The sequence below is a fragment of the Pseudomonas sp. Pseusp16 genome, from assembly GCF_047324915.1.
In the GTDB taxonomy this organism is placed as follows: Bacteria; Pseudomonadota; Gammaproteobacteria; order Pseudomonadales; family Pseudomonadaceae; genus Aquipseudomonas; species Aquipseudomonas fluorescens_CD.
Map to the genome: position 1 here is coordinate 753,167 of NZ_CP168522.1, position 23,684 is coordinate 776,850.

At 62.0% G+C, this 23,684-nt stretch carries 23 protein-coding genes; 5 read left to right on the plus strand and 18 right to left on the minus strand.

The genetic code is table 11. The features are described from left to right. The first annotated feature begins 80 nt into the window (after positions 1 to 80). Together ACEN8Q_RS03265 and ACEN8Q_RS03270 are read left to right on the plus strand one after the other, a co-directional pair. Complete coding sequence (locus ACEN8Q_RS03265; RefSeq protein WP_413428396.1) at positions 81 to 1,094, plus strand: ABC transporter substrate-binding protein; 1,014 nt, start codon at positions 81 to 83, stop codon at positions 1,092 to 1,094. A 101-nt stretch (positions 1,095 to 1,195) separates the two neighbouring features. Beyond that, positions 1,196 to 1,633: a DUF3995 domain-containing protein gene (locus ACEN8Q_RS03270; protein ID WP_413428397.1), complete on the plus strand. Its 438-nt coding sequence runs from the start codon at positions 1,196 to 1,198 to the stop codon at positions 1,631 to 1,633. A gap of 141 nt (positions 1,634 to 1,774) precedes the next feature. Here the strand turns inward: ACEN8Q_RS03270 and ACEN8Q_RS03275 are convergent, their stop codons facing one another. From ACEN8Q_RS03275 to ACEN8Q_RS03355, 17 genes are all read right to left on the minus strand, one after another. Then, positions 1,775 to 2,137, minus strand: a complete 363-nt coding sequence (locus ACEN8Q_RS03275) for a Na+/H+ antiporter subunit G (RefSeq protein WP_413704496.1) — start codon at positions 2,135 to 2,137, stop codon at positions 1,775 to 1,777. Then, positions 2,134 to 2,412 (minus strand): K+/H+ antiporter subunit F, encoded by a 279-nt coding sequence (locus ACEN8Q_RS03280; RefSeq protein ID WP_007986253.1) that lies wholly within the window; start codon positions 2,410 to 2,412, stop codon positions 2,134 to 2,136. The genes ACEN8Q_RS03275 and ACEN8Q_RS03280 overlap by 4 nt, the downstream gene beginning before the upstream one ends. Further along, positions 2,409 to 2,897 carry a Na+/H+ antiporter subunit E gene (locus ACEN8Q_RS03285; protein WP_413428399.1) on the minus strand — a complete coding sequence of 163 codons (489 nt, stop codon included), beginning with the start codon at positions 2,895 to 2,897 and terminating at the stop codon, positions 2,409 to 2,411. The genes ACEN8Q_RS03280 and ACEN8Q_RS03285 overlap by 4 nt, the downstream gene beginning before the upstream one ends. Further along, on the minus strand, positions 2,894 to 4,579 hold the full coding sequence (locus ACEN8Q_RS03290; protein WP_413704497.1) for a monovalent cation/H+ antiporter subunit D: 1,686 nt from the start codon (positions 4,577 to 4,579) through the stop codon (positions 2,894 to 2,896). The genes ACEN8Q_RS03285 and ACEN8Q_RS03290 overlap by 4 nt, the downstream gene beginning before the upstream one ends. After that, positions 4,576 to 4,920 (minus strand): Na+/H+ antiporter subunit C, encoded by a 345-nt coding sequence (locus ACEN8Q_RS03295; protein ID WP_160389639.1) that lies wholly within the window; start codon positions 4,918 to 4,920, stop codon positions 4,576 to 4,578. Before ACEN8Q_RS03295 ends, ACEN8Q_RS03290 begins: the two co-directional genes overlap by 4 nt. Then, positions 4,920 to 7,838, minus strand: a complete 2,919-nt coding sequence (locus ACEN8Q_RS03300) for a monovalent cation/H+ antiporter subunit A (RefSeq protein ID WP_413704498.1) — start codon at positions 7,836 to 7,838, stop codon at positions 4,920 to 4,922. The genes ACEN8Q_RS03295 and ACEN8Q_RS03300 overlap by 1 nt, the downstream gene beginning before the upstream one ends. Before the next feature lie 793 nt (positions 7,839 to 8,631). Then, the gene (locus ACEN8Q_RS03305; RefSeq protein ID WP_413427771.1) at positions 8,632 to 9,195 is read right to left on the minus strand and encodes an NUDIX hydrolase; all 564 of its coding nucleotides are present in this window, start codon (positions 9,193 to 9,195) and stop codon (positions 8,632 to 8,634) included. 1 nt (position 9,196) lies between these two features. Next, positions 9,197 to 9,949 (minus strand): GntR family transcriptional regulator, encoded by a 753-nt coding sequence (locus ACEN8Q_RS03310; RefSeq protein WP_008019714.1) that lies wholly within the window; start codon positions 9,947 to 9,949, stop codon positions 9,197 to 9,199. 89 nt (positions 9,950 to 10,038) lie between these two features. Continuing rightward, a complete protein-coding gene (locus ACEN8Q_RS03315) occupies positions 10,039 to 10,428 on the minus strand; it encodes a carboxymuconolactone decarboxylase family protein (protein WP_154908677.1) in 390 nt (129 codons plus the stop codon). A 19-nt stretch (positions 10,429 to 10,447) separates the two neighbouring features. Continuing rightward, positions 10,448 to 11,899, minus strand: coding sequence for an NAD-dependent succinate-semialdehyde dehydrogenase (locus ACEN8Q_RS03320; RefSeq protein ID WP_413704499.1), 1,452 nt, complete (start codon positions 11,897 to 11,899; stop codon positions 10,448 to 10,450). Between the two features lie 138 nt (positions 11,900 to 12,037). Continuing rightward, positions 12,038 to 12,523 carry a flavin reductase family protein gene (locus tag ACEN8Q_RS03325; RefSeq protein WP_413427768.1) on the minus strand — a complete coding sequence of 162 codons (486 nt, stop codon included), beginning with the start codon at positions 12,521 to 12,523 and terminating at the stop codon, positions 12,038 to 12,040. Between the two features lie 12 nt (positions 12,524 to 12,535). Next, entirely contained in the window at positions 12,536 to 14,017 is a 1,482-nt protein-coding gene (locus tag ACEN8Q_RS03330) for an aldehyde dehydrogenase (protein WP_413704500.1), read from the minus strand. Beyond that, entirely contained in the window at positions 14,014 to 14,847 is an 834-nt protein-coding gene (locus tag ACEN8Q_RS03335; protein ID WP_413427766.1) for an alpha/beta fold hydrolase, read from the minus strand. The genes ACEN8Q_RS03330 and ACEN8Q_RS03335 overlap by 4 nt, the downstream gene beginning before the upstream one ends. 44 nt (positions 14,848 to 14,891) lie before the next feature. Then, positions 14,892 to 15,482, minus strand: coding sequence for an amino acid synthesis family protein (locus tag ACEN8Q_RS03340; protein WP_007978708.1), 591 nt, complete (start codon positions 15,480 to 15,482; stop codon positions 14,892 to 14,894). Between the two features lie 210 nt (positions 15,483 to 15,692). Next, the gene (locus ACEN8Q_RS03345) at positions 15,693 to 16,055 is read right to left on the minus strand and encodes a hypothetical protein (RefSeq protein WP_223594173.1); all 363 of its coding nucleotides are present in this window, start codon (positions 16,053 to 16,055) and stop codon (positions 15,693 to 15,695) included. Positions 16,056 to 16,277: 222 nt separating this feature from the next. After that, a complete protein-coding gene (locus ACEN8Q_RS03350) occupies positions 16,278 to 16,910 on the minus strand; it encodes a response regulator (protein WP_057396633.1) in 633 nt (210 codons plus the stop codon). Positions 16,911 to 16,949: 39 nt separating this feature from the next. Further along, complete coding sequence (locus tag ACEN8Q_RS03355) at positions 16,950 to 18,308, minus strand: cache domain-containing protein (RefSeq protein WP_413704501.1); 1,359 nt, start codon at positions 18,306 to 18,308, stop codon at positions 16,950 to 16,952. Between the two features lie 298 nt (positions 18,309 to 18,606). Here ACEN8Q_RS03355 and ACEN8Q_RS03360 point away from each other — a divergent pair, with 298 nt between their 5' ends. Beyond that, positions 18,607 to 20,664, plus strand: a complete 2,058-nt coding sequence (locus ACEN8Q_RS03360) for a carbon starvation CstA family protein (protein WP_413704502.1) — start codon at positions 18,607 to 18,609, stop codon at positions 20,662 to 20,664. A 14-nt stretch (positions 20,665 to 20,678) separates the two neighbouring features. Then, complete coding sequence (locus ACEN8Q_RS03365) at positions 20,679 to 20,876, plus strand: YbdD/YjiX family protein (protein ID WP_007976534.1); 198 nt, start codon at positions 20,679 to 20,681, stop codon at positions 20,874 to 20,876. Between the two features lie 63 nt (positions 20,877 to 20,939). Here the strand turns inward: ACEN8Q_RS03365 and ACEN8Q_RS03370 are convergent, their stop codons facing one another. After that, a complete protein-coding gene (locus ACEN8Q_RS03370; RefSeq protein WP_413427762.1) occupies positions 20,940 to 21,146 on the minus strand; it encodes a hypothetical protein in 207 nt (68 codons plus the stop codon). A gap of 331 nt (positions 21,147 to 21,477) precedes the next feature. Between ACEN8Q_RS03370 and katG the strand changes: the two genes are divergently transcribed. Beyond that, complete coding sequence (gene katG / locus ACEN8Q_RS03375) at positions 21,478 to 23,682, plus strand: catalase/peroxidase HPI (RefSeq protein WP_413704503.1); 2,205 nt, start codon at positions 21,478 to 21,480, stop codon at positions 23,680 to 23,682. The last annotated feature ends 2 nt before the right edge of the window (positions 23,683 to 23,684 follow it).

Below are 23,684 nucleotides of genomic sequence, written 5' to 3' on the forward strand. Positions count from 1 at the left end.
ATGAACTGAGTATTCAGAGGCTTCGCGGTCTGCTGCCAGGCCATCCTGCTATTGCTGTGAACAGCACGAGGTGCAAAAGCATGAACGGATTTCGACGGTTGCTGGCTGCTGTCCTGGCCACTTTCGGTTTGCTGGCGACACCGGCCCCGGCGTTGGCCGCCCAGGCGCCAATCCACTTCGCCGACCTGAACTGGGAAAGCGGCAGCCTGATTACCGATGTCCTGCGCATCATTGTCGAGAAGGGCTACGGGCTGCCGACCGATACCTTGCCGGGCACCACCATCACCCTGGAAACCGCGCTGGCCAACAATGACATCCAGGTCATCGGCGAAGAGTGGGCTGGGCGCAGCCCGGTCTGGGTCAAGGCGGAAGCCGAAGGCAAAGTCGTCAGCCTCGGCGACACGGTCAAGGGCGCTACCGAAGGCTGGTGGGTGCCGGAATATGTGATCAAGGGCGACCCGGCCAAGGGCATCAAGCCGCTGGCGCCGGAGCTGCGCAGCGTCAGCGACCTGCCGCGTTACAAAGACGTGTTCAAGGACCCGGAAGCTCCTAGCAAGGGGCGTTTCCTCAACAGCCCTATCGGTTGGACCTCGGAAGTGGTCAACAAGCAGAAGCTCAAGGCGTATGGTCTGGACGACAGCTACGTGAACTTCCGCAGCGGTTCGGGCGCGGCACTGGATGCAGAGATCAGTTCGTCAATTCATCGTGGCAAGCCGGTACTGTTTTACTACTGGTCGCCCACGCCGTTGCTCGGCCGCTTCAAGCTGATTCAACTCGAAGAGCCGCCGTTCGACGCCGAAGCCTGGAAGACTTTGACTGACGCCGACAACCCCAATCCGCAGCCGACCCGTTCCCTGGCCTCCAAGCTGTCGATCGGTGTGTCCACCCCCTTTCAGAAACAATATCCGCAGATTGCCGAGTTCTTCGCCAAGGTCGACTTTCCGATCGCCCCCCTGAACAAGGCGCTGGCCGAAATGAGCGAGAAACATACTCCGCCGCGTCAGGCTGCGCAGGCGTTCATGAAGGCCCATCCGGATGTCTGGCGGGCCTGGCTGCCCAAGGACGTGGCAGATAAAGTCGCTGCCGGAATGTGAGCGGCCGCCGGTATGAACTTTTGGTCTTGCACTTGCCCGTGCACTACAGCAAAAGCCGGCTAGCCTGTTCTGTTCAAATCCCTTTCAAGGATCTCTGAACCATGACCTTGTTGTTGGCTCAATGGCTGGTGACGATCTTCTCCGTGATCAGTCTGGTGCATGTGTATTGGGCGTTGGGTGGTGAGTGGGCAGCGGTGGCGGTGGTCCCGCAAGTACCGCAGGAGGGCAGCGCACAACTGCGGCCGGCGTTCAAGCCGCGAGGCTGGATCACGCTGGTGGTGGCCGCTTTACTGCTGTCAATAGCCGTGCTGGTGTGCTGGCGGGTGGGTTGGTGGCTGCCACCGTTGCATCACTGGTCGTTGCAGTGGGTGATCAGCGCGATCGCGATTTTGCTGTTTGCCCGGGCCATTGGCGATTCGGAGCTGGTGGGTTTTTTCAAAGAGGTCAAAGGCTCGGAGTTTGCCCGGCTGGACACCTGGGTTTACTCGCCGTTGTGTGTGGTACTGGGGGCCGGGTTGTTGGCGGTGGCCTGGGTTTGAGACAGGCCGGTCCTGATGTATTGACAGGTCTATCGCCTTCGCGGGCAAGCCCGTTCCCACAATTGATCTGCGTACACAGCTCAAAATGTGGGAGCGGGCTTGCTCGCGAAGGGGCCGGTCCGGGCGCTAAAAATCTTTGGTCTAACTGCCGCTCTCGGTTCGACGACTACTCACCTCAGCCGGCACATCATCCCCGGCCATGCGTTTGCGGAACAGCGCCGCCCGGGCCAGCAGCAAGGTGGTCACCGGCACGGTAATCGCCAGCAGGATCGGAATCAGCCAGGCGTGCAGTACCGGCGCGGACTTGAGCGCCGAAAAGTAGATGATCGAAGCCAATGCTATGCACCAGGCCCCGAGCGTCGAGGCCAGGGCCGGCGGGTGCATGCGCTGGAAGTAATCCTTCATGTGCAGCAGGCCGGTGGCGCCGATCAATGCGAACAGGCTGCCGAGCACCAGCAGGACCGCCACCGGGATTTCCACCCACAACGACAACGGCGTATTCATTCGATCACCTCACCACGCAGCAGGAATTTCGCCAGGGCGAACGAGCCGACGAAACCGAACAGTGCTATCAGCAGCGCCGCCTCGAAGTACGTGTCACTGGCATAACGGATACCCAGCGCCAGCATCATCAGCATCGCGACGATGTACAGGTAGTCCAGCGCCAGGACCCGATCCTGGGCCGACGGCCCCTTGAACAGGCGGATCAGCGTCAGGATCATCGCCAGGGAAAAGAAGAACAGGCTCAGCAGGATCGCGTTCGACAGCAACGGGCTCATTCGAAGATCTCCATCAGCGGACGTTCGTAGGTCGCCTTGAAGTGCTGGATGAACAGCGCCTCGTCGTCCAGGTCGAAGACATGCAACAGCAAAATGCTGCGGTCCAGCGCCAGCTCCGACCAGACCGTACCGGGCACCACCGTGGTGATCATCGACAGCGCGGCCAGGCCGTTGGCATCGCGCAGGTCCAGCGGCACCTTGATGAATTGCGAGCGGGGCGGACGGCGACCGGCATTGAGCACGCTCCAGGCCACGGCAAGGTTGGACACAAGCACATCACGTCCGACCACCAGCACCAGGCGCAGGATCACCCCGGGACGACGGATGCGCACCGGCAGCGGGCGTAGCCTGCGCATCATCAGCGGCGCACAAAACCCCAGCGCCGCCCCCAGCAGCAGATTGCCGGGGCTGATCGACAGATTCAGCAACAGCCACAGCAGCCACAGGGCCAGCGACAGCATCGGTGCCGGAAACAGGCGCTTCATGGCTGCACCTCTTGCGGGGCCGCTGCGGCCGACGGGTTCGGCACGACGCGAGTGTCGAGCACGGCCATCACGTATTGCTGCGGGTTGTACAAGGCGTCGGCGGCGGCCTGGGTGTAGCGCAGCAGTGGATCGGCCTTGAAGGTCAGCGCAATACTCAAACCCAACAGCGCGAAGATCGGCACGCATTCGAAGCGTCGCAGCAGGGGCGAGGGGCGTTCGGCTGGCGTCCAGAAGCGCTGGATACCCAGGCGCGAGAACGCGATCAGCGATGCCAGCCCGGACAAAATCAACAACACCAACAGGCCCCACGCGGCGTTGGAAATCGGTTCGTCGCCGCTGCTGCCAAGGCCGAGCGGATTGAGCAGGGCGCCGATCAGCCCGAGTTTGCCGATAAACCCGGAGAGCGGCGGCATGCCGATGATCAGCAGGGCGCAGGCGATGAAGCTCAGGCCGAGAAACGCCATGGTCCAGGGAATCACCTGGCCGACCACGGCTTTTTGCTCGTCGTCGAGGTTGGTGCCTTTGGGTGGATGCAGAGATTCCAGTGGCCGGGGCAGCAGTTCGGCTTCATCTTCGAGCAGGACTTCGTTGGCCGAGCGCGAGCGCTCGATCAGTTCGGCCAGCAGGAACAGTGCGCTCAGCGCCAGGGTCGAGCTGAACAGATAGAACAGCGCCGCGCCGACCAGGTTCGGCTGGGCGAAGCCGATGGTCGACAACAGAATGCCCGCCGACACCAGAATGCTCAGGCTGGCCATGCGCTCCAGGCGTTGCGCGGCGAGGATTGCGATGGCGGCGCAGACGATGGTCGCCATGCCGCCGTAAACCAGCCACTCACCACCAAAGAACGCCGATGCCCCGGCCTCGGCGGAGAACAGCAATGTCCACAGGCGCAGCAAGGTGTAGACGCCCACCTTGGTCATGATCGCGAACATCGCCGCCACCGGCGCGCTGGCCGAGGAATAGGCCGGCACCAGCCAGAAGTTCAGCGGCCACATGCCAGCCTTGGCCAGGAATGCGACGGCCAGAATTCCCGCGCCGGCGTGTAGCAAGCCGCGATCGGCTTCGGACACCAGGGGGATTTTGACCGCCAGGTCGGCCATGTTCAGGGTGCCGGTCACGCCATAGATCAGCGCCGCGCCAATCAGGAACAGCGAAGAGGCCAGCAGGTTGATCGAAATGTAATGCAGCCCCGACGACACCCGCGCCCGGCCCGAGCCGTGGAGCATCAACCCGTAGGACGCGGCCAGCAACACCTCGAAGAACACGAACAGGTTGAACAGGTCGGCGGTGAGGAACGCGCCGTAAAGGCCCATCAACTGGATCTGGAACAGCGCGTGAAAGCTCGAACCGGCGCTGTCCCAGCGTGCCATGGCAAACAGCAGGGCACTGACGCCGATGATGCCGGTCAGCACCAGCATCAGCGCCGACAGGCGATCGACCACCAGCACCAGGCCGAAGGGCACTTGCCAGTTGCTTGGCAGGTACACGCCAATGGAACCGGGCACACCGGTGGTTTGTGTCCATTGCAACAGCGCCACGGCAATGCCCAGCCCGAGCAGGCTGGAGAACAGATTGATCTTCGCCTTGAGCGGCCGGTGCTTCTCGCCGAGCATCAGCATGATCGCGGCGGTCAGCAGCGGCAGCAGAATGGGTGCGACGATCAGGTGGGTCATCGCCATCATTCCTTAGGCTCCCGGCCATCCACATGGTCGGTGCCGGTCAGGCCCCGGGACGCCAGCAGCACCACCAGAAACAGCGCGGTCATGGCGAAGCTGATGACGATCGCGGTCAGCACCAGTGCCTGCGGTAACGGGTCGGTGTAATGCAACAGGTCCTGAGGTATGCCGTCCTTGATGATCGGCTCCTTGCCGATGAACAGGCTGCCCATGCTGAAAATGAACAGATTGACCCCGTAGGAGAGCAGGCACAGGCCCATGACCACCTGGAACGTCCGTGGGCGCAGGATCAGCCAGACGCCCGACGCGGCCAGTACGCCGATGGCGATTGCGATGACTTCTTCCATCAGACGGCTCCCTTGGCGGTAACGGATTTTGGCTGGGCAGCGGTTTTGTGACCCCGCACCGATTGGTGGGCGAGGGCGGTGAGGATCAACAGGGTCGAGCCAACTACCACGCCATACACACCGATGTCGAAGAACAGCGCGCTGGCCAGGTGAATGTCACCCAGCAGCGGCAACGAGAAATGCCAGGTGTGGGTGGTCAGGAACGGATAACCGACCACCATGGCACCCAGGCCGGTGGCCGTGGCAAACAGCAGGCCGGTGCCCATCCAGCGCAGCGGCCGCAGGCTCATTTGCGCCTCGACCCACTGCGTGCCGGCGACCATGTATTGCAGGATGAACGCCACCGACATCACCAGCCCGGCGACAAAGCCGCCGCCCGGTTGATTGTGCCCGCGCATGAACAGGTAGAACGACACCACCAGCGCCACCGGTAACAGCAGGCGCACCAGCACCGCCGGCACCATCATGAAACCGAGCGCGGTGTCGCTGGCGTGACGCGGGTTGACCAGGTCGGTGACCACGTCCGGTGCGAGCAAGCGTTGCTGGGCCGGCAGTTGCAGGCTTTCTTTCGGCGGACGGAAGCGACGCAGCAGGGCGTACACGGTCAGGGCCACGGCCACCAGTACGGTGATCTCACCGAGGGTGTCGAAACCACGGAAGTCCACCAGCATCACGTTGACCACGTTGCTGCCGCCGCCTTCGGGAAAGGCGCGGCTCAGGTAGAAGGAGGAAATGTCGTTGGGGGTCTGGCGCGTCAGCATGGCGTAGGCCAGCAACGCCATGCCGACGCCAACCGCGGTCGACAGCAGCAAGTCGCGGATACGCCGCACCCGCGCCCGGCGCAGGCTGCCCGGCAACGGCGAGACTTCTTCGATCCGTCGTGGCAGCCAGCGCAGGCCCAGCAGGATCAGTACCGTGGTCACCACTTCGACCGCCAGTTGGGTCAGGGCCAGGTCCGGCGCGGAAAACCAGACGAAGGTGACGCAGGTCATCAGGCCGCAGACGCTGACCATGGTCAGGGCCGCGAGACGGTGATATTTGGCCTGATAGGCCGCGCCCAAGGCGCAGGCGATGGCCAGCAACCACAAGGTGACGAAGACGATCGATCCCGGGATCTTCGGCCGGTCACCCCAGTGCAGGCTGCTGTGCAGCATGGGGATCAACCCGGCCAGCACGGCGGCGAGCACCACCAGGAACAACTGCATTTGCAGGCGCCGGGTACCAATGCGGGGCTCCAGGCGACGGGCCAGGCGCATGATGGCGACCAGTGCGTATTCGAACAGGCGCTTGCCGTCCAGGCGACCGATGACGGGCGGGCGGTCGAAATTTCCGCGCTTGAATTGATTGCGCAGCAGCAGATAGAGCACGGTACCGCAGGACAATGCGATCAGGCTCATGATCATCGGCGCGTTCAGGCCGTGCCAGATGGCCAGGCTGTACTCGGGCAGCGTGCCGCCGACCACCGGTTGCGCCGCCGCCGCGAGCAGCGGGCCGACCACCTGGGCCGGGAAGATCCCTACCAGCAGGCAAGTGAACACCAGCAATTCGACCGGCGCGCGCATCCAGCGCGGTGGCTCGTGGGGCGTGTGAGGCAAATCGGTCGCGGGCGGACCGAAGAACACATCCACGGTGAAACGCAGGGAGTACGCCACGCTGAACGTCCCGGCAATCGTTGCCACGATCGGCAAGCTCAACTCGACCCAGCGCGTGGCATTGATGAACACGGTTTCGGCGAAGAACATTTCCTTGGACAGGAAGCCGTTGAGCAACGGTACCCCGGCCATCGAGGCGCTGGCGACCATGGCCAGGGTGGCGGTAAACGGCATCAGCTTGTACAGGCCGCTGAGCTTGCGGATGTCGCGGGTGCCACTTTCGTGGTCGATGATCCCAGCAGCCATGAACAGCGAGGCCTTGAACGTCGCATGGTTGAGGATGTGGAACACCGCTGCCACGGCGGCCAGCGGGCTGTTCAAGCCGAGCAGCAGGGTGATCAGGCCGAGGTGGCTGATGGTCGAGTAGGCCAGCAAGCCCTTGAGGTCGTTCTGGAACATCGCGCAGTACGCACCGAGCAACAGGGTGCAGGCACCGGCGCCGCTGACGATGTAGAACCACTCTTCACTGCCCGAAAGCGACGGCCATAACCGCGCAAGCAGAAACACCCCGGCCTTGACCATGGTCGCCGAGTGCAGGTACGCCGACACGGGCGTCGGCGCGGCCATGGCGTGGGGCAGCCAGAAGTGGAAGGGGAATTGCGCACTTTTGCTCAGGGCGCCGATCAGGATCAGGGGCAACAGAATCGGGTAGAGGGCATGGGCGCGAATCAGGTCGCCCGCAGCCAGGACCTTGTCCAGGTCGTAGCTGCCGACCACATGCCCGAGCAGCATGACCCCCGCCAGCAGGCACAAACCGCCCGCGCCGGTCACCATCAGCGCCATATAGGCGCCGCGCCGCGCATCGGCGCGATGGTGCCAGTAGCCAATCAACAGGAACGAGAAGAGGCTGGTCAGTTCCCAGAAAAACACGATCTGGATCAGGTTGCCGGAGATCACCAGCCCGAGCATGGCGCCCATGAAGGCCAGGAAAAACGCGAAGAATCGTGGCACCGGATCGTTCGGCGACATGTAGTAGCGGGCGTACAGCGAAACCAGGGTGCCAATGCCCAGCACCAGCATGGAGAACAGCCAGGCGAAACCGTCCATGCGCAGGACGAAGTTCAGGCCCAGGCTGGGCAGCCAGGAAAACTCTTCGCGAATGACGCCACCGTGGGCGATCTGCGGGTACAGGAACGCGACCTGAATGGTGCCGATAAGGGCGATCAGGCCGGCCAACAGGGATTCGGCGTTGCGTGCATTGTGCGGCAACACGGCCGCCAAACAGCTGCCTATGAAAGGCAGAAGCAGTAGAACTATCAGGGACATAGGCTTCTAATCTGCGGAAGTTTGTGAAGCATCATACGTGCCAGCTCCCGGATCACCAAACGCCAAGCTGTCGCAGAATCCTACACGGTAGTCGGAAAAGCCCTGATTCACATTGTTTCAGCGGGGAGTCCGTTCTGATGCCATCGTGATCTGAGCTGCTCGCGAAGGCGTGTACATATCCGTTGCTGCGGTAACGGCGACTTTGGGTTTCGCCCTTACGGCGACTCACTTTTTTTACAAGCGCCTAAAAAAGTAAGCAAAAAAACGCTCGCCCCGAACGTCCGGCCCCTCGCCAAGGCTCGGGGTTCCTTCGCTCCGGCATTCATCCGGGGGCATTGCCCTCCGGTCGGCTTCGCTCGACCCACATGCAATGGGTTCGACTGCGTCGAACGGCGCTACGCGCCCATCCCCGGATGAACGCCTCCGCTCAGCCTGCCGAGCTAACGCTCGGCCTTGTAGGAGCGAGCTTGCTCGCGATGGACGTCAACGATGACGCGGGCTGCCTGAATGCCCGCGGTGTCCCGGCGTTTTTCGCGAGCCAGCTCGCTCCTACAGGGGGAACGCGTTCATCTGTGGTCAGGCCGGCCGGTAGGCCGCCTCGCTTTGACTTTTTGATCTTCTTGCCCCCTCGAGGGCATGCCGAGCCTTGGCGAGGCACCGAACGAAAGGGGCAAGAGCCCTTGGTTACTTGGGGCCAGGCGGCGCTCCGCTTTTCCAAGTAACCCGCCGTAAAGGCGGAACCGTTAGCTGCCGTTACCGTAAAAATGGATATACACACGGAAAAAAAAGACTATCAGCGAATAAAGTGAATCTTCCCGCTGTCATCATTGCCCATGTAGATGCCATAAACCCCAGCCTGCCGCTCCTCGATATAACGCTCAAGGATCTGCCGGATCGCCGGGTAGTAGATGCTGTCCCAGGGAATGTCCTCAGGCGCGAAGAATCGGTAGTCGAGGGTTTCCGGACCATACTGCCCGGTGATCTCCAGCGCGATGGCGCGAAAGATGATGTACACCTCGCTGATCTTCGGCACGCTGAAAATCGAGTAGGGCGAGACGATTTCCGCGCGCACGCCGCTTTCTTCCCAGACTTCGCGCAAGGCCGCCTGCTCGGTGGTCTCGCCGCTTTCCATGAAGCCCGCGGGCAGGGTCCAGGTGCCGGGGCGCGGCGGGATGGCGCGTTGGCACAAGAGGTACTTGCCGTCCTGCTCGATGATGCAGCCGGCAATGATTTTCGGATTGACGTAATGGATGTAGCCGCAGCCGCGGCACATCAGGCGCTCGTGCGTATCGCCCGGCGGCAACTGCTGACCGAGATCAGCGCTGCCGCACCTGGGGCAAAAGCTCGGGCTGAACATCTCAGCGACCTATGCGCGGTTCTTTCAAGGCGATGGGCAGGGTGATCTGCGGCGTGGCGCCGGTTTCTTCCTGCTTGCGCTTGAGGTAGTCCAGGGCCACGGCAGCCGCCGCACGCACGTGGTCGACGCAAGCCTGGTGGGCGGCCAGCGCATCACCGCTCTTGATCGCTTCGACCATGCGTTCCATTTCCTGGTTGCTGGCGCCGCGACGGTTTTCCTGGGACACCGAGGTCGCGCGCAGGTAGCTGATGCGTGCCTGCAATTGGCGCAACTGAGTGGCCGCGACATGGTTGCCCGAGCCTTCGAGCAACACGTCGTAGAAGCCTTGCACCGAGTCGATGACCTGTTGCAGTTCGCCGTCCTTGAGCGCCTTGCGGTTTTCTTCCAGGGCTTTTTCCAGGGCCTTGATGTCCTTGGCCTTGGCGCGCAGGGTGAACAACTGCACGATCAGCCCTTCGAGTACGCAGCGCAGCTCGTAGATGTCCACGGCATCGGCCAGGGTAATGATCGCGACACGCGGGCCCTTGGCATCGGCGAATTCCACCAGGCCTTCGGATTCCAGGTGACGCAAGGCTTCGCGCACCGAGGTACGGCTGACGCCCAGGCGATCGCACAGATCGCGTTCGACCAGACGGTCTCCCGGCAAAAGCTGGAAGTTCATGATGGCGCTTCGCAATTTATCCAGCACGATTTCGCGCAGGGTGACGGGGTTGCGATTGACCTTGAAGCTGTCGTCGAGTGGCAGGCGTTTCATGGGGTCCGCTCTGATTGTGGCTGTCCATGCAAAAAGGAGCACTGCGATTACGGGAATCCATGTGCTCGGTCAGATCAAACAGCCAAGGGTTAACTGGAGGCCTCGGCATCGGCTTCGGCGAAGGCTTCACGGGCGAGCCGGAAACTGTCTACGGCAGCGGGGACACCGCAATAAATGCCGACCTGAAGCAATATTTCGCGTATTTGCTCACGACTCAGGCCGTTACGCAAGGCGCCGCGCACATGCAGCTTGAGTTCGTGCGGCCGGTTGAGGGCCGAGATCATCGCCAGGTTGATCATGCTGCGCTCCTTGAGCGACAAACCCTCTCGACCCCAGACATGACCCCAACAGTATTCGGTGACCATTTCCTGAAGGGGGCGGGTGAAGTCGTCGGCGTTCTCGATGGAGCGATTGACGTAGGTTTCGCCCAAAACCTGGGTGCGGATCTTCAGGCCTTTTTCGTATTTTTCGTTGTTCATTTGCGTAGCTCCCGTGGGCTCAGAGGCCGCCCATCAAGGTGTATTTGAGTTCCAGGTAATCCTCGATGCCGTACTTCGAGCCTTCACGGCCCAGCCCTGAGGACTTGATCCCGCCAAACGGCGCGACCTCCGTGGAAATCAGGCCTTCGTTGATCCCGACCATGCCGTACTCCAGCGCCTCGCTCATGCGCCAGGCGCGGCCCAGGTCGCGGGTATAGCAGTAGGCAGCCAGGCCGAACTCGGTGTCGTTGGCCATCTCGACGGCCTGGGCCTCGGTATCGAAGCGGAACACGGCGGCCAGTGGACCAAAGGTTTCATCGCGGGCGACTTTCATCTGCGTGGTGACGCCTGTGAGCACGGTCGGCTGGAAGAAGCCGTTGCCCAGCGCATGGCGCTCGCCGCCGCACAGCAGTTGTGCACCGTGGGCCAGCGCGTCTTGCACGTGGTCTTCGACCTTGGCCACGGCACGCTCGTTGATCAGTGGCCCCTGGGTGACTCCGGCGTCGAAGCCGCTGCCGACCTTGAGCTGCGAAACCCGCTCGGCCAGGCGATTCACAAAGGCATCGTGGATTCCGGCCTGCACCAGGAAGCGGTTGACGCAGACGCAGGTCTGCCCGGCGTTGCGGAATTTGGCGATCAGCGCGCCGTCGACGGCGCGTTCCAGATCGGCGTCGTCGAAGACAATGAACGGCGCGTTGCCGCCCAGTTCCAGCGAGACTTTTTTCAGGGTCGGTGCGCACTGGGCCATCAGCAGTTTGCCGATGGCGGTGGAACCGGTGAACGACAGTTTGCGTACCAGGCTGCTGCCGGTCAGCTCACCGCCGATGGCGATGGCGTCGCCGGTAATCACGTTGAAGATACCCGCCGGAATGCCAGCCTGTTCCGCCAGCGCGGCCATGGCCAGTGCCGAGAACGGTGTTTCCGGAGCCGGCTTGACGATGCACGGGCAACCGGCCGCCAGTGCCGGGCCGGCCTTGCGGGTGATCATCGCCGCCGGGAAATTCCACGGCGTGATGGCCGCAACGACGCCAATCGGCTCCTTGCTGACCACGATGCGCGCATCGCCCTTGTGGCTGGGAATGGTGTCGCCGTAGATGCGCTTGGCCTCTTCGGCGAACCATTCGATGAAGCTCGCGGCGTAGAGGATTTCGCCCTTGGCTTCGGCCAGTGGCTTGCCTTGTTCGAGGGTGAGGATCTCGGCCAGGGCGTCGGCGTTTTCCAGCATCAGCGCGTGCCAGCGCTTGAGCGTATTGCTGCGCTCTTTGGCGGTCAGCGCACGCCAGGCTGGCCAGGCGTTGTTGGCGGCGTCGATGGCCAGGCGCGCATGCTCGGCGCCGAGGTTCGGTACCTGGCCGATCAGTTCACCGGTGGACGGGTTGAAGATGTCCTGACAGGCGCCATCCGGCGCGTCCAGCCACTGGCCATTGATGTAGGCCTGCTGACGGAACAATTGCGAGGCTGCTGGGCTCATGCCGGCTCCTGAGAAAAGAGAGGGTTACCTGTAGGAGCGAGCTTGCTCGCGAAAAACCCGAGAACGCCAAGGGCTGTCAGGCAGCACGCGTTATCGTTCACGACCATCGCGAGCAAGCTCGCTCCTACAGGGTCTGTGTCAAGCCAGGGTGGGCAGTGGCCCCAGCTTGCCTTTGTGGTAGATCATCGGCGTCACCGGTTGCTCGGGCAGGATCAGGTTCTTCACCGCGCCGACGATGATCGCGTGATCGCCGCCGTCATATTCGCGCCACAGTTCACACTCGATGATCGCCGTGGCCTTGGCCAGGATCGGGTTGCCCAGTTCGCTCAGGTGCCACTCGATGCCTTTGGCCTTGTCCTTGCCTTTACCGGCAAAGGCATAGGCTTCGGCGGTCTGCTCGGCGGACAGCAGGTGAATCGCGAATTGCTTGCTGTCGCGCAACACCGGGTAGGTGTCGGAGCCGTAGTTGGGGCAGAACAGCACCAGTGCCGGGTCGATCGACAGCGCACTGAAGGCGCTGGCGGTGATGCCGACGATGCCGCCGGCCGGGTCCAGGGTGGTGACCACCGTGACCCCGGACGGAAACGAACTCATCACGTCTTTGTAAATGCCGGGTTCGATCATTTTCCAGGACTCCTAGCGCATCACGAAGGGATCAGGCATCGGTGCCTGGGACAGGTTGATCCACACCGTTTTCAGCTCGGTGTAGGCCAGCACCGAATCGATGCCGCTTTCGCGTCCATAGCCGCTGTTCTTGAAGCCGCCGATCGGCGCCATGGCCGAGACCGCACGGTAGGTGTTGACCCAGATGATCCCCGAACGCACGTCCCGGGCCAGGCGGTGGGCACGGCCCAGGTCGCGGGTCCAGATGCCGGCGGCGAGGCCGAATTGCGAGTCGTTGGCAATCGCCAGCGCTTCGGCTTCGTCCTTGAATCGGATGACCGAAGCCACCGGGCCAAAGACTTCTTCCTGCATGATCTTCATCGAATTGCGGTCGCACTCGAACAAGGTCGGCTCGTAGAACCAGCCGTCGCCCAAGTTATCCGGACGCTTGCCACCCAGGCGCAAACGCGCGCCTTCGGCAATGGCGTCGGCCACCAGGCCTTCGACCACGGCCAGTTGCTGCGCGGTGGCCATCGGGCCCATTTCACTGCTGTCGTCCTGCGGGTTGCCAATGCGGATGCGCTGGGCGCGTTCAACCAGGCGGCCGACGAATTCGTCGTAGATTTCGTCCTGCACCAGCAAGCGCGAACCGGAGACGCAGCTCTGCCCGGAGGCGGCATAGATCCCGGCGATGGCGCCGTTGATCGCGCTGTCGAGGTCGGCGTCGGCGAAGATGATGTTCGGCGATTTGCCGCCCAGTTCCAGCGACAGCTTGGCGAAGTTCTCCGCGCTGCTGCGCACCACATGCCGCGCGGTGGCCGCGCCGCCGGTGAAGGCGATCTTGCGCACCAGCGGATGGCGGGTGAGGGCGGCACCGGTGCTTGGGCCATAACCGGTGACGACGTTGACCACCCCCGGCGGGATCCCGGCTTCCAGCGCCAGGCGAGCCAGTTCGAGAATGGTCGCCGAGGCGTGTTCCGACGGCTTGATCACGATGGTGTTGCCCGCGGCCAGCGCCGGGGCCAGCTTGATCGCGGTCAGGTACAGCGGGCTGTTCCACGGAATGATCGCGGCCACCACGCCCATGGCTTCGTGCACGGTGTAGGCAAACAGGTCCGGCTTGTCCAGCGGCAGGGTGCCGCCTTCGAGCTTGTCGGCCAGGCCTGCGGTGTAGTGGAAGAACTCCGGCAGATAGCCGACCTGGCCACGGGTTTCGCGGATCAGCTTGCCGTTGTCGCGGCTTTCCAGCTGCGCCAGTTGTTCTTTGTTATCGGCGATCAGGTCGCCCAGGCGTCGCAGCAATTTGCCGCGAGCGGTGGCCGTCAAGCCGCGCCAGGCCGGGCTGTCGAAAGCCGTCTGCGCAGCCTGCACGGCGCGTTCGACATCGGCTTCGTCAGCATCGGGCAGTTCGGCCCAAGGCTTGGCCAGCGCGGGGTTGAGGCTTTCGAAGGTCTTGCCGGACAGGGCATCGACCCATTCACCGCCGATGCACATCTGGAAGCGTGCGAGTGTCATGCAACGATCCCCTTGATCTGGTTTTGTTTGGCGTGCGCGGTCTGCAGAAACTCCAGCAACAGCTGGTTGACCAGGCGCGGCGATTCTACGGGCATCATATGCCGTTGCTCGGCGAGGACGGCAACGGTCGCGCCGGGAATGCGTTCGGCCAGTTGCCGGGCCATTTCCGGGGTCGAGCCCGGGTCCAGTTCGCCGGTGGCGATCAGCGTCGGCACCCGGATGCTGGCCAGGTCGTCGGCGCGGTACATGTCCTGGGTCGCGAACAGTTCATAGGTGGTCAGGTAACCCTGAGGGTCATTGCCGGCCAGGGTCTGGCGAATCGCGGCGATCTGCGCCGGGTTCGCAGCCTGGTATTCACGGCTGAACCAGCGCGACAGCGCCGCTTCGGCATTGGCGTCCGGCCCGTGTTCGGCAGCCTGACTGGTGCGGGCGATGACCCCGGCACGCTGTTCGGCGCTGCGGTTGAACACGCTGTTGAGCACCACCAGACCTTCCAGGCGTTGCGGGTAGTGCAGGGCAAAGGCCCGCGCCACCAACCCGCCCATGGAAAAGCCGATCACCGTTGCCTTGGGCAATTGCAGGTGGTCGAGCAGCTCCAGCAACTGGTCGGCGTAGCCGAGCAGCGGCGTGCCGCTCTCCGGGCGCGGGCTGGCGCCATGGCCGAGCATGTCGTAGGCGATGACGCGATAGTTCGTGGCCAGGCCAACGATCTGACCGCCCCACATTTCTTTGTTCAGGCCCACGCCGTGGATCAAGACCACGGGCTGGCCTTGGCCGGTCGCCAGGTAACTGGTGCCAGCCGGGGTGAGTTCAGCGGTGAGCCGAATCATGGAGCGCTCCTGCAATGCCTTCTTGTTGTCGTTCTGCTGGCCGGTTACTGGGCTTTTTCGGCTGCCAGTTCTTCCAGGTCGATGTAGCGGTTGCCAATGCGCGGGTGCAGGCGGCCGCCGTCGGCGCAACCCAGGACCACGACGATTTCGTCGGCACGTGGTGCGTCTTCGATCTGCATTTCCAGGGTGATGTAGTGCGAGCGCAGGCCTTCGTCGTCCTTGTGCATCATCGGGATCTGGATCGAGGTGCCCGGACCGCCGCGCTTGTTGGTGAAACTCAGGTAGCTCTTGGCCTTGACCGCTTCGCGGTAATGGTTGCCGAAGCGCAGGGTGTGGATCACCGCCGAAGCGTGTTCGATTTCGCCGTCGGCACCGACCACGGCCGCCTTGCCGTAAGCCTCGATCTTCTCGGCGCCGCCGATGATGCCCACCAGGCGCTCAACCATCAGCGCGCCGAGGTCGGAGCAGTTGGCGCGGATCTGTGGTTTCAGGTCTTCGACAAAACCGTTGCCCAGCCAGGGGTTTTTCATCACCACGGCCAGACCGACCATGGTCACGGGCTTATCGGTGGCTTTGCCGCCTTCAATAAAGGTTTCTTCGACATAGCTGACGATCTTGCGGATTTCGAAACTCATGAGCTGCTCCGTAGAGGTTTGGGTGTCTGTGCGTCTGATGGTATACCATAATACCTGAAGCACAAGTCCCCTAATGGAGTTTCTGGCTGGATGGCGATAAAAAGCGTGCGGCGAGGCGCTATGGGTGGCGGGAAGGACTTATAAAAGGCGTAAAAAAACCCGGCTGATGAGGCCGGGTTTTTCGTTGAGTCCTGCGGTAAAGCACTGCATTCAGACAGCGCGGCTTTCGATCAGACGGTCGGAACCACCTTCAGCGACGCGGTTTTGCAGCAGCTTGTCGGAGCCGCCTTCGGCTACGCGGTTTTGCAGCAATTTGTCGGAACCACCTTCAGCGACGCGGTTTTGCAGCAGCTTGTCGGAACCGCCTTCCGCAACGCGGTTTTGCAGCAGCTTGTCAGAGCCACCTTCAGCGACGCGGTTTTGCAGAAGTTTGTCGGAGCCACCCTCGGCCACACGGCTTTCAATCAGACGATCCGAGCCGCCTTCAGCGACCACAGGTTGAGCAGAGGTAGCGGCGAAAGCGTTAACTGCGAAAACCGAGAAAGCGATGCTGAGGAGGGTCTGGCGTTTCATGATGGTGTGCTCCGGGGTGCTTATGGGTTGGTATGGAGCAGATGTTACGCCGTGGATTTTTTAAGAGAACTTCATTGAATCAATGGTGACTATCGACGCAGTCAATGGATCGCAGATCCTTGTGGGAGCGGGCTTGTTCGCGAAGGCGGTGTGTCAGTCGCCATCAATGTTGAATGTGCCGGCCTCTTCGCGAGCAAGCCCGCTCCCACAGGGTTCGTGGTGTTAGCGGGAAATAAGCCCGTGATCGATGGCGTATTTGACCAGTGCCGCCGGCTTGTCGATGTTGAGCTTGCGTCGAATGCTCAAGCGGTGTGTCTCCACCGTGCGCACGCTGATATCCAGTTCCCGGGCCATTTCCTTGTTGTTCAGCCCTTGCGCCATCTTCGACAACACCTGGCTTTCCCTCGGGGTCAGTTCGTTGTCGGTGTTCCTGTCGGCGATCAGCCGCTGGGCGATTTCCGCGCTGTAGAAGGTTCCGCCGCTGCTGATGGCTTCGATGGCGGCGATGATTTCCCGTGAAGGGGCGTTCTTGAGCACGTAGCCGCTGGCGCCGGAGCGCACCGATTCACTGACGTATTCGTAATTGTCGTACATGCTCAGCACCAGCACCTTGAGCGACGGGTACTGGCTGCGCAGCACGCGGGTCAGTTCCAGGCCGTTCATGTCCGGCAGGCTGATGTCGACCAGCAGTAGGTCGGGCTGGCAGCGTCCGACCATCTCGATGGCCTCGGCGCCGTTTTCCGCTTCGCCGACCATTTCCAGGGGCGACATCACGGCCAGTAGCGCCTTGATGCCGTCGCGGACCAGGGAGTGATCGTCGACCAGGGCGACGCGGATCGGGGAGGGCAGGTTCATTGCAGCTATTCACTCTTGTAGTTTTGGGCCGGGTCAGCGTTATGCGTCCGGTTTCATTGGCAGCCGTACGTCCAGCTCACTTCTGCCCGGCATCGAAATCAAATCGAAGCGCCCGCCAAAATGTTCGACGCGTTCGCGGATGTTACGCAAGCCAATGCCGGCCTGGCGACGTTCGACCTGGGCTACGTTGAAACCGATGCCGTCATCGACCACCGTCAGCCGCACTGATTGTTCGCAGCCGCGCAGGGTAATGGACACGTGCCTGGCCCGGGCGTGGCGTTCGATATTGGTCAGGCCTTCCTGCACGATGCGGAACAATGCGACGGCGGCACCGTCGACCAGTTGGCAGTCGAATTCATTTTCGTCATAGGTCACGGTCAGTCCGCTGCGCTGTTCGAATTCCGCGGCCAATTGGCCGATGGCCGCTGGCAGGCCGAGGGTGTCGAGCAAGGATGAGCGCAGGTCGTGAGAGAGGCTGCGGACTTCACCGATGGCATCGCCCAGGCGCTCGGTGGCGTCTTTCAGCGTGTTCAGGCCCTTGTCGTGGGCCTGTCCGCTTTCCAGTAGATGGCTGGCCAGTTCGAACTGAAACTTGATCGAGACCAGCACCTGGCTGATGCCGTCGTGCAACTCGCGGGACACCCGTGATCGTTCTTCCTCCTGCAGGCTGACGATGCGTTGGGTCAGGCGCTGCAGTTTCTTGTCCGCCAGGCGATGCTCGCTGACGTTGAGGGTCATGCCCGTGGCGAAGACGAACAGCACCGCGACGAGGGCAACCACGGCAATCGCCATCATGGTCTTGCGGATGCCCATGGCCACTTCGGCACGGGCCTGCTGGGTGGCGCGTTCGACATCCTCGAGGTAGATGCCGGTGCCGAGCATCCAGCCCCAGCGATCGAGCATCACCACGTAGGCGAGCTTGTCGGTCACCTGGCCGGAGGAGGGTTTGTTCCAGGCGTAGCGTTGAAAGCCTTCGCCCGATTGTGCGCTTTTGAGCAGCGCCTGAATCACCGGCAGGCCGTGGGGGTCTTTCATGTCCCACAGGTATTGCCCCACCAGCTCCGACTGCCGTGCATGCATCAGGCTGCGGCCTTCGCGGTCGTAGACAAAGAAGTAGCCATTGATGCCGAAGCTGAGCTTGCGCAGTTCTTCCAGCACTTGTTGCTGGGCATGGGTGTCGCCGTGGCCGTCGTCGTACAGCGGCGCGATCAGGCTTTGCGCCATTTCCACGTAGTTTTTCAGTTCCGCGCGCTTGCTCGCCAGAATGCTGTCTTCGATCAGCTGCGCCTGCTGATCGCCCAATTGGCGGTTGAGGGAAATCACCAGCGCGCAGATGACGGCAATGGCCAGCACCAGCGGCAGAATCCCGAGGGCGACGATCTTGTGTTTGAGCTGCATGTTGACTCCTGCCCGCGCGAAGGCTCGGCATCATATGCCAAAGATACGCCCTGTAGGAGCGAGCTTGCTCGCGAAAAAGGTACAGCCGACACCACTCAGCGCCTGGAATACCATCGCGAGCAAGCTCGCTCCTACAAGGGGGAAGGGCGTGTTCTACGTAGAACTACGTAGACGCCGCGTACGTAGTAACGCGGATTTATTTGTGGACGGCATGCGCAGATATTGGGCCAGCTCCGCACCGCGGACACAATTATAAAAATTACCGCCGCAGTCACGAGCTGTCGGCAGGAGACCCTCTATGCCCCGTCTGGCTAAACACCTCGCCTGGTTTGCCGTGGCTGTCCTGGGAGCGATTGCGCTGAGTGTCGTGGCCCTGCGCCGCGGTGAAGCGATCAACGCCTTGTGGATCGTAGTCGCAGCCGTCGCCATCTACCTCGTTGCCTACCGCTATTACAGCCTGTTCATCGCCAATAAAGTGATGCAGCTCGACCCCAACCGGGCCACGCCGGCTGTGCTCAACAATGACGGTCTGGACTACGTACCGACCAACAAACACGTACTCTTCGGTCACCACTTCGCGGCCATCGCCGGTGCTGGTCCACTGGTCGGTCCGGTGCTGGCGGCGCAGATGGGCTACCTGCCCGGCACGCTGTGGCTGATCGCCGGCGTGGTGCTGGCCGGTGCCGTCCAGGACTTCATGGTCCTGTTCATGTCCACCCGCCGCAACGGTCGCTCCCTGGGCGACATGGTCCGTGAAGAAATGGGCCGCATCCCCGGTACCATCGCGCTGTTTGGCTGCTTCCTGATCATGATCATCATCCTCGCGGTGCTGGCGCTGATCGTCGTCAAGGCCCTGGCCGATAGCCCGTGGGGCATGTTTACGGTGATGGCGACCATTCCAATCGCGATGTTCATGGGCGTCTACATGCGCTACATCCGCCCGGGCCGCATTGGTGAGATCTCGGTGATCGGCGTTGTGTTGCTGCTGGGCTCGATCTGGCTGGGCGGGCAGATTGCCGCCGATCCGGTGTGGGCCAAAGCCTTTACCTTCACCGGTATCCAGATCACCTGGATGCTGATCGGCTACGGTTTCGTCGCTGCCGTTCTGCCGGTATGGCTGATCCTGGCGCCGCGTGACTACCTGTCGACCTTCCTGAAAATCGGCACCATCGTCGCCCTGGCCATCGGCATCCTGGTGACCATGCCCGAGCTGAAAATGCCGGCCCTGACCCAATTCATCGACGGCACCGGCCCGGTATGGAAGGGCGGTCTGTTCCCGTTCCTGTTCATCACCATCGCCTGTGGCGCGGTGTCGGGTTTCCATGCGCTGATCGCCTCCGGCACCACGCCGAAGCTGCTCGCCAGTGAAGGGCATGCCCGTTATATCGGTTACGGCGGCATGCTGATGGAATCGTTCGTGGCGATCATGGCGATGGTTGCCGCGTCGGTGATCGAGCCAGGCGTGTACTTCGCCATGAACAGCCCGGCTGCCGTGGTTGGCGGTGATGTGGTGGCGGTAGCGACAGCGGTCAGCAACTGGGGCTTTGCCATCACGCCGGAAGCGTTGCAGGCGGTGGCCCATGACATCGGTGAAACCACCATCCTGGCCCGTGCCGGTGGTGCGCCGACCCTGGCGGTGGGGATCGCACAGATCCTGCACAGTGTTCTGCCGGGTGAAAACACCATGGCGTTCTGGTACCACTTCGCGATCCTGTTCGAAGCGCTGTTCATCCTGACCGCGGTCGACGCCGGTACCCGTGCCGGGCGCTTTATGCTTCAGGACTTGCTCGGTTCGTTCGTGCCGGCCCTGCGCCGCACCGAATCCTGGACCGCCAACCTGATCGCCACCGCCGGTTGCGTGGCCATGTGGGGCTGGTTGCTGTACCAAGGGGTGATCGACCCGCTGGGCGGTATCAACACCTTGTGGCCGCTGTTCGGTATCTCCAACCAGATGCTGGCCGGTATCGCGCTGATGCTCGGCACCGTGGTGCTGATCAAGATGAAGCGCCAGCGTTATGTCTGGGTGACCTTGCTGCCGGCGGCATGGCTGCTGATCTGCACCACCACCGCCGGCTTCATCAAGCTGTTCGACGCCAACCCGGCGATCGGCTTCCTCGCCCTGGCGAAAAAATACAGCGATGCCCTGGCCAACGGTCAGGTGCTGGCCCCGGCCAAGAGCATCGACCAGATGCAGCACGTGATCTTCAACGCCTACACCAACGCAACGCTGACCGCGCTGTTCCTGTTCGTGGTGTTCAGCATCCTGTTCTTCGCGCTCAAGGTCGGTATCTCCGCCTGGGGCAGCAAGGAGCGTACGGATAAAGAAGCGCCATTCCAGGCCGTGCCGAATGCATAGGCGAGGAGGGCAGCATGTTCAATGACCTGAGTCGCCTCGGTAAATACCTCGGTCAGGCCGCGCGCCTGATGGTCGGCATGCCCGACTACGATAACTACGTCGAGCACATGCAGACCAAACACCCGGACAAACCGGTGATGGACTACGAGGCGTTCTTCCGCGAGCGCCAGGAGGCCCGTTACGGCAGTAAAGCCGGACCGAAGTGCTGTTGAGCGAAACAAAAAAACCGGCTGAAAGGCCGGTTTTTTATTGCGTGCAGGAACGCACCGGATGTTTCAGGCCGCGTGGCAATCCGAATCGTCGCCGCCACTTTTATCCCGGGTCATGGCAGTGCTGTCCACCTTTTGACCCTGGGGCTGAGGATCCGGCCTGGCGATCTTGAGCGCATGGTCGGCAACCTTGGCGTTATGCATCAGGCGACAGAACACGGCGGCGACGATGATCGACAGCAATATCCAGATGACAATGATTTTGAGGAGCATGGTGAAACCTCTTGCGGCAAACGATCCTTCCGATCGCCAACATCCTTGTAGCAAATAACAATAATGCATTGTGGCAGGTGTTCATGATCTTGCCGATGCTCTTGCGAGCTGCTGCAGCTTCGTGCTGATTTGAACTGTTTATCAGCTATCTCCCCGGTGGCAGCGACAGTTTCCCGGAGCGGTACTTTAATGGATGTTCTGGAGCGACTGATCACGGGGCCATCATAGCCTTAAGGCTATGGATCCCATACCGAAAAGCTATTTCATCAATCGGTGATCCGGATCCACGCTCAAAGGTGGTTAGCTGAAAACAAAATAAAGAGGAGATGCCATGTCAACTGAATCGAAATGCCCGTTCAATCACGCCGCTGGCGGTGGCACGACGAACCGCGACTGGTGGCCGAACCAACTGAACCTGAAGATCTTGAGTCAACACTCGCCCAAGTCTGACCCGTTGGGGGGCGACTTCAACTACGCCGAAGCCTTCAAGAGCCTGGACTTCCAGGCGTTGAAAAAAGACCTGACTGCGCTGATGACCGACTCCCAGGACTGGTGGCCGGCGGACTTCGGTCACTATGGGCCTTTCTTTATCCGCATGTCCTGGCACGCCGCAGGCACCTATCGCACCGGTGACGGCCGGGGCGGCGCCGGTTCCGGCCAGCAACGCTTCGCACCGCTCAACAGCTGGCCGGACAACGTCAGCCTCGACAAGGCCCGTCGGCTGCTCTGGCCGATCAAGCAAAAGTACGGCAACAAAATCTCCTGGGCCGACCTGATCGTCCTCGCCGGCAACGTTGCACTGGAGTCCATGGGCTTCAAGACCTTTGGTTTTTCCGCTGGTCGCCCGGATGTCTGGGAACCGGACGAAGACGTTTACTGGGGCTCGGAAAGCAAGTGGCTGGGTGGCGACGTGCGTTATGGCAAGGATGCCGGACAAAATCCCGTAGAGCGCACTCTGGAAACCCCTCTCGCAGCCGTGCAGATGGGCCTGATCTACGTAAACCCCGAAGGCCCTGAAGGCAACTCTGATCCGGTTTCCGCCGGGATAGATATCCGTGAAACCTTTGCGCGCATGGCAATGAACGACGAGGAAACCGTCGCGCTGATCGCGGGCGGTCACGCCTTCGGCAAAACCCACGGTGCAGGTACCGTCGATCATGTCGGACCTGAGCCCGAAGCCGCCGGCCTCGAACTGCAGGGCCTGGGCTGGAAGAGCACGTTCGGTACCGGTAAAGGCGGCGACACCATCTCCAGCGGCCTGGAAGTGACCTGGACGACCACGCCAACCCAGTGGAGCAACAACTACTTGGAGAACCTGTTCGGTTACGAATGGGAACTGACCAAGAGCCCGGCGGGGGCCAACCAGTGGAAGCCGAAAAGCGGCGCTGGCGCCGGCACCATTCCGGATGCCCACGATCCGTCAAAACGGCGCGATCCGACCATGCTGACCACGGACCTGTCGCTACGCTTCGACCCGATCTATGAACCGATTTCCCGGCGCTTCCTGGCCAATCCAGACCAGTTGGCCGACGCCTTCGCCCGTGCCTGGTACAAGCTGATTCACCGTGACATGGGCCCGCTCTCGCGTTACCTCGGCCCGGAAATGCCGAACGAAGAGCTTCTGTGGCAAGACCCGATCCCTGCCGTCGATCATCCGCTGGTCAATGACAGCGACGTGGCGGGCCTGAAAAGCAAGGTGCTGGCGTCCGGCCTGTCGGTCTCGCAGCTTGTAACTACAGCTTGGGCGGCGGCTTCCAGCTTCCGTGGCTCCGACAAGCGCGGCGGTGCCAACGGCGGGCGTCTGCGCCTGGCGCCGCAGAAATCCTGGCCGGCCAACCAGCCGGGGCAACTGGCCAATGTGCTGGCCAAACTCGAAGGCATCCAGAAGGAGTTCAATAGCGCGCAAACCGGTGGCAAGAAAATCTCCCTGGCCGACCTGATCGTGCTCGCCGGTGGTGCGGGTGTCGAACAGGCTGCAAAAAACGCCGGCCACAGTGTGACGGTGCCGTTCAGCCCGGGACGCATGGACGCCAGTCAGGAACAGACCGATGTCGACTCCTTCGGCTACCTTGAACCGATTGCCGACGGCTTCCGTAATTACCTGAAGCAACAGTACCGTGTGCCGGCCGAAAAATTGCTGATCGACAAGGCGCAACTGCTGACGCTGAGCGCACCGGAAATGACGGTATTGCTGGGTGGGCTGCGGGTGTTGAACACCAATGTCGGGCAAACCCGGCATGGCGTGTTCACCCAACGGCCGGAGACGCTGACCAACGATTTCTTCACCAACCTGCTGGATATGGGCGTGGAATGGAAGCCCGTGTCGGATGCCCAGCAAGAGTATGAAGGGCGTGATCGCAAAACCGGTGCAGTGAAGTGGACGGGCACCCGAGTTGACCTGGTCTTCGGTTCGAACGCGCAGTTGCGTGCGCTGGCCGAAGTCTATGCCTGCGCCGATGCGCAGCAGAAGTTCGTCAAGGACTTCGTCGCCGCCTGGACCAAAGTGATGAACCTGGATCGATTCGATCTGAAATAGGG

Excerpts from the sequence above, each read along its gene's own strand:
- ACEN8Q_RS03265 (WP_413428396.1), top strand. The coding sequence starts at position 81 with ATGAACGGATTTCGACGGTTGCTGGCTGCTGTCCTGGCCACTTTCGGT.
- ACEN8Q_RS03270 (WP_413428397.1), top strand. The coding sequence starts at position 1,196 with ATGACCTTGTTGTTGGCTCAATGGCTGGTGACGATCTTCTCCGTGATC.
- ACEN8Q_RS03275 (WP_413704496.1), bottom strand. The coding sequence starts at position 2,137 with ATGAATACGCCGTTGTCGTTGTGGGTGGAAATCCCGGTGGCGGTCCTG.
- ACEN8Q_RS03280 (WP_007986253.1), bottom strand. The coding sequence starts at position 2,412 with ATGAGCCCGTTGCTGTCGAACGCGATCCTGCTGAGCCTGTTCTTCTTT.
- ACEN8Q_RS03285 (WP_413428399.1), bottom strand. The coding sequence starts at position 2,897 with ATGAAGCGCCTGTTTCCGGCACCGATGCTGTCGCTGGCCCTGTGGCTG.
- ACEN8Q_RS03290 (WP_413704497.1), bottom strand. The coding sequence starts at position 4,579 with ATGATGGCGATGACCCACCTGATCGTCGCACCCATTCTGCTGCCGCTG.
- ACEN8Q_RS03295 (WP_160389639.1), bottom strand. The coding sequence starts at position 4,920 with ATGGAAGAAGTCATCGCAATCGCCATCGGCGTACTGGCCGCGTCGGGC.
- ACEN8Q_RS03300 (WP_413704498.1), bottom strand. The coding sequence starts at position 7,838 with ATGTCCCTGATAGTTCTACTGCTTCTGCCTTTCATAGGCAGCTGTTTG.
- ACEN8Q_RS03305 (WP_413427771.1), bottom strand. The coding sequence starts at position 9,195 with ATGTTCAGCCCGAGCTTTTGCCCCAGGTGCGGCAGCGCTGATCTCGGT.
- ACEN8Q_RS03310 (WP_008019714.1), bottom strand. The coding sequence starts at position 9,949 with ATGAAACGCCTGCCACTCGACGACAGCTTCAAGGTCAATCGCAACCCC.
- ACEN8Q_RS03315 (WP_154908677.1), bottom strand. The coding sequence starts at position 10,428 with ATGAACAACGAAAAATACGAAAAAGGCCTGAAGATCCGCACCCAGGTT.
- ACEN8Q_RS03320 (WP_413704499.1), bottom strand. The coding sequence starts at position 11,899 with ATGAGCCCAGCAGCCTCGCAATTGTTCCGTCAGCAGGCCTACATCAAT.
- ACEN8Q_RS03325 (WP_413427768.1), bottom strand. The coding sequence starts at position 12,523 with ATGATCGAACCCGGCATTTACAAAGACGTGATGAGTTCGTTTCCGTCC.
- ACEN8Q_RS03330 (WP_413704500.1), bottom strand. The coding sequence starts at position 14,017 with ATGACACTCGCACGCTTCCAGATGTGCATCGGCGGTGAATGGGTCGAT.
- ACEN8Q_RS03335 (WP_413427766.1), bottom strand. The coding sequence starts at position 14,847 with ATGATTCGGCTCACCGCTGAACTCACCCCGGCTGGCACCAGTTACCTG.
- ACEN8Q_RS03340 (WP_007978708.1), bottom strand. The coding sequence starts at position 15,482 with ATGAGTTTCGAAATCCGCAAGATCGTCAGCTATGTCGAAGAAACCTTT.
- ACEN8Q_RS03345 (WP_223594173.1), bottom strand. The coding sequence starts at position 16,055 with ATGAAACGCCAGACCCTCCTCAGCATCGCTTTCTCGGTTTTCGCAGTT.
- ACEN8Q_RS03350 (WP_057396633.1), bottom strand. The coding sequence starts at position 16,910 with ATGAACCTGCCCTCCCCGATCCGCGTCGCCCTGGTCGACGATCACTCC.
- ACEN8Q_RS03355 (WP_413704501.1), bottom strand. The coding sequence starts at position 18,308 with ATGCAGCTCAAACACAAGATCGTCGCCCTCGGGATTCTGCCGCTGGTG.
- ACEN8Q_RS03360 (WP_413704502.1), top strand. The coding sequence starts at position 18,607 with ATGCCCCGTCTGGCTAAACACCTCGCCTGGTTTGCCGTGGCTGTCCTG.
- ACEN8Q_RS03365 (WP_007976534.1), top strand. The coding sequence starts at position 20,679 with ATGTTCAATGACCTGAGTCGCCTCGGTAAATACCTCGGTCAGGCCGCG.
- ACEN8Q_RS03370 (WP_413427762.1), bottom strand. The coding sequence starts at position 21,146 with ATGCTCCTCAAAATCATTGTCATCTGGATATTGCTGTCGATCATCGTC.
- katG (WP_413704503.1), top strand. The coding sequence starts at position 21,478 with ATGTCAACTGAATCGAAATGCCCGTTCAATCACGCCGCTGGCGGTGGC.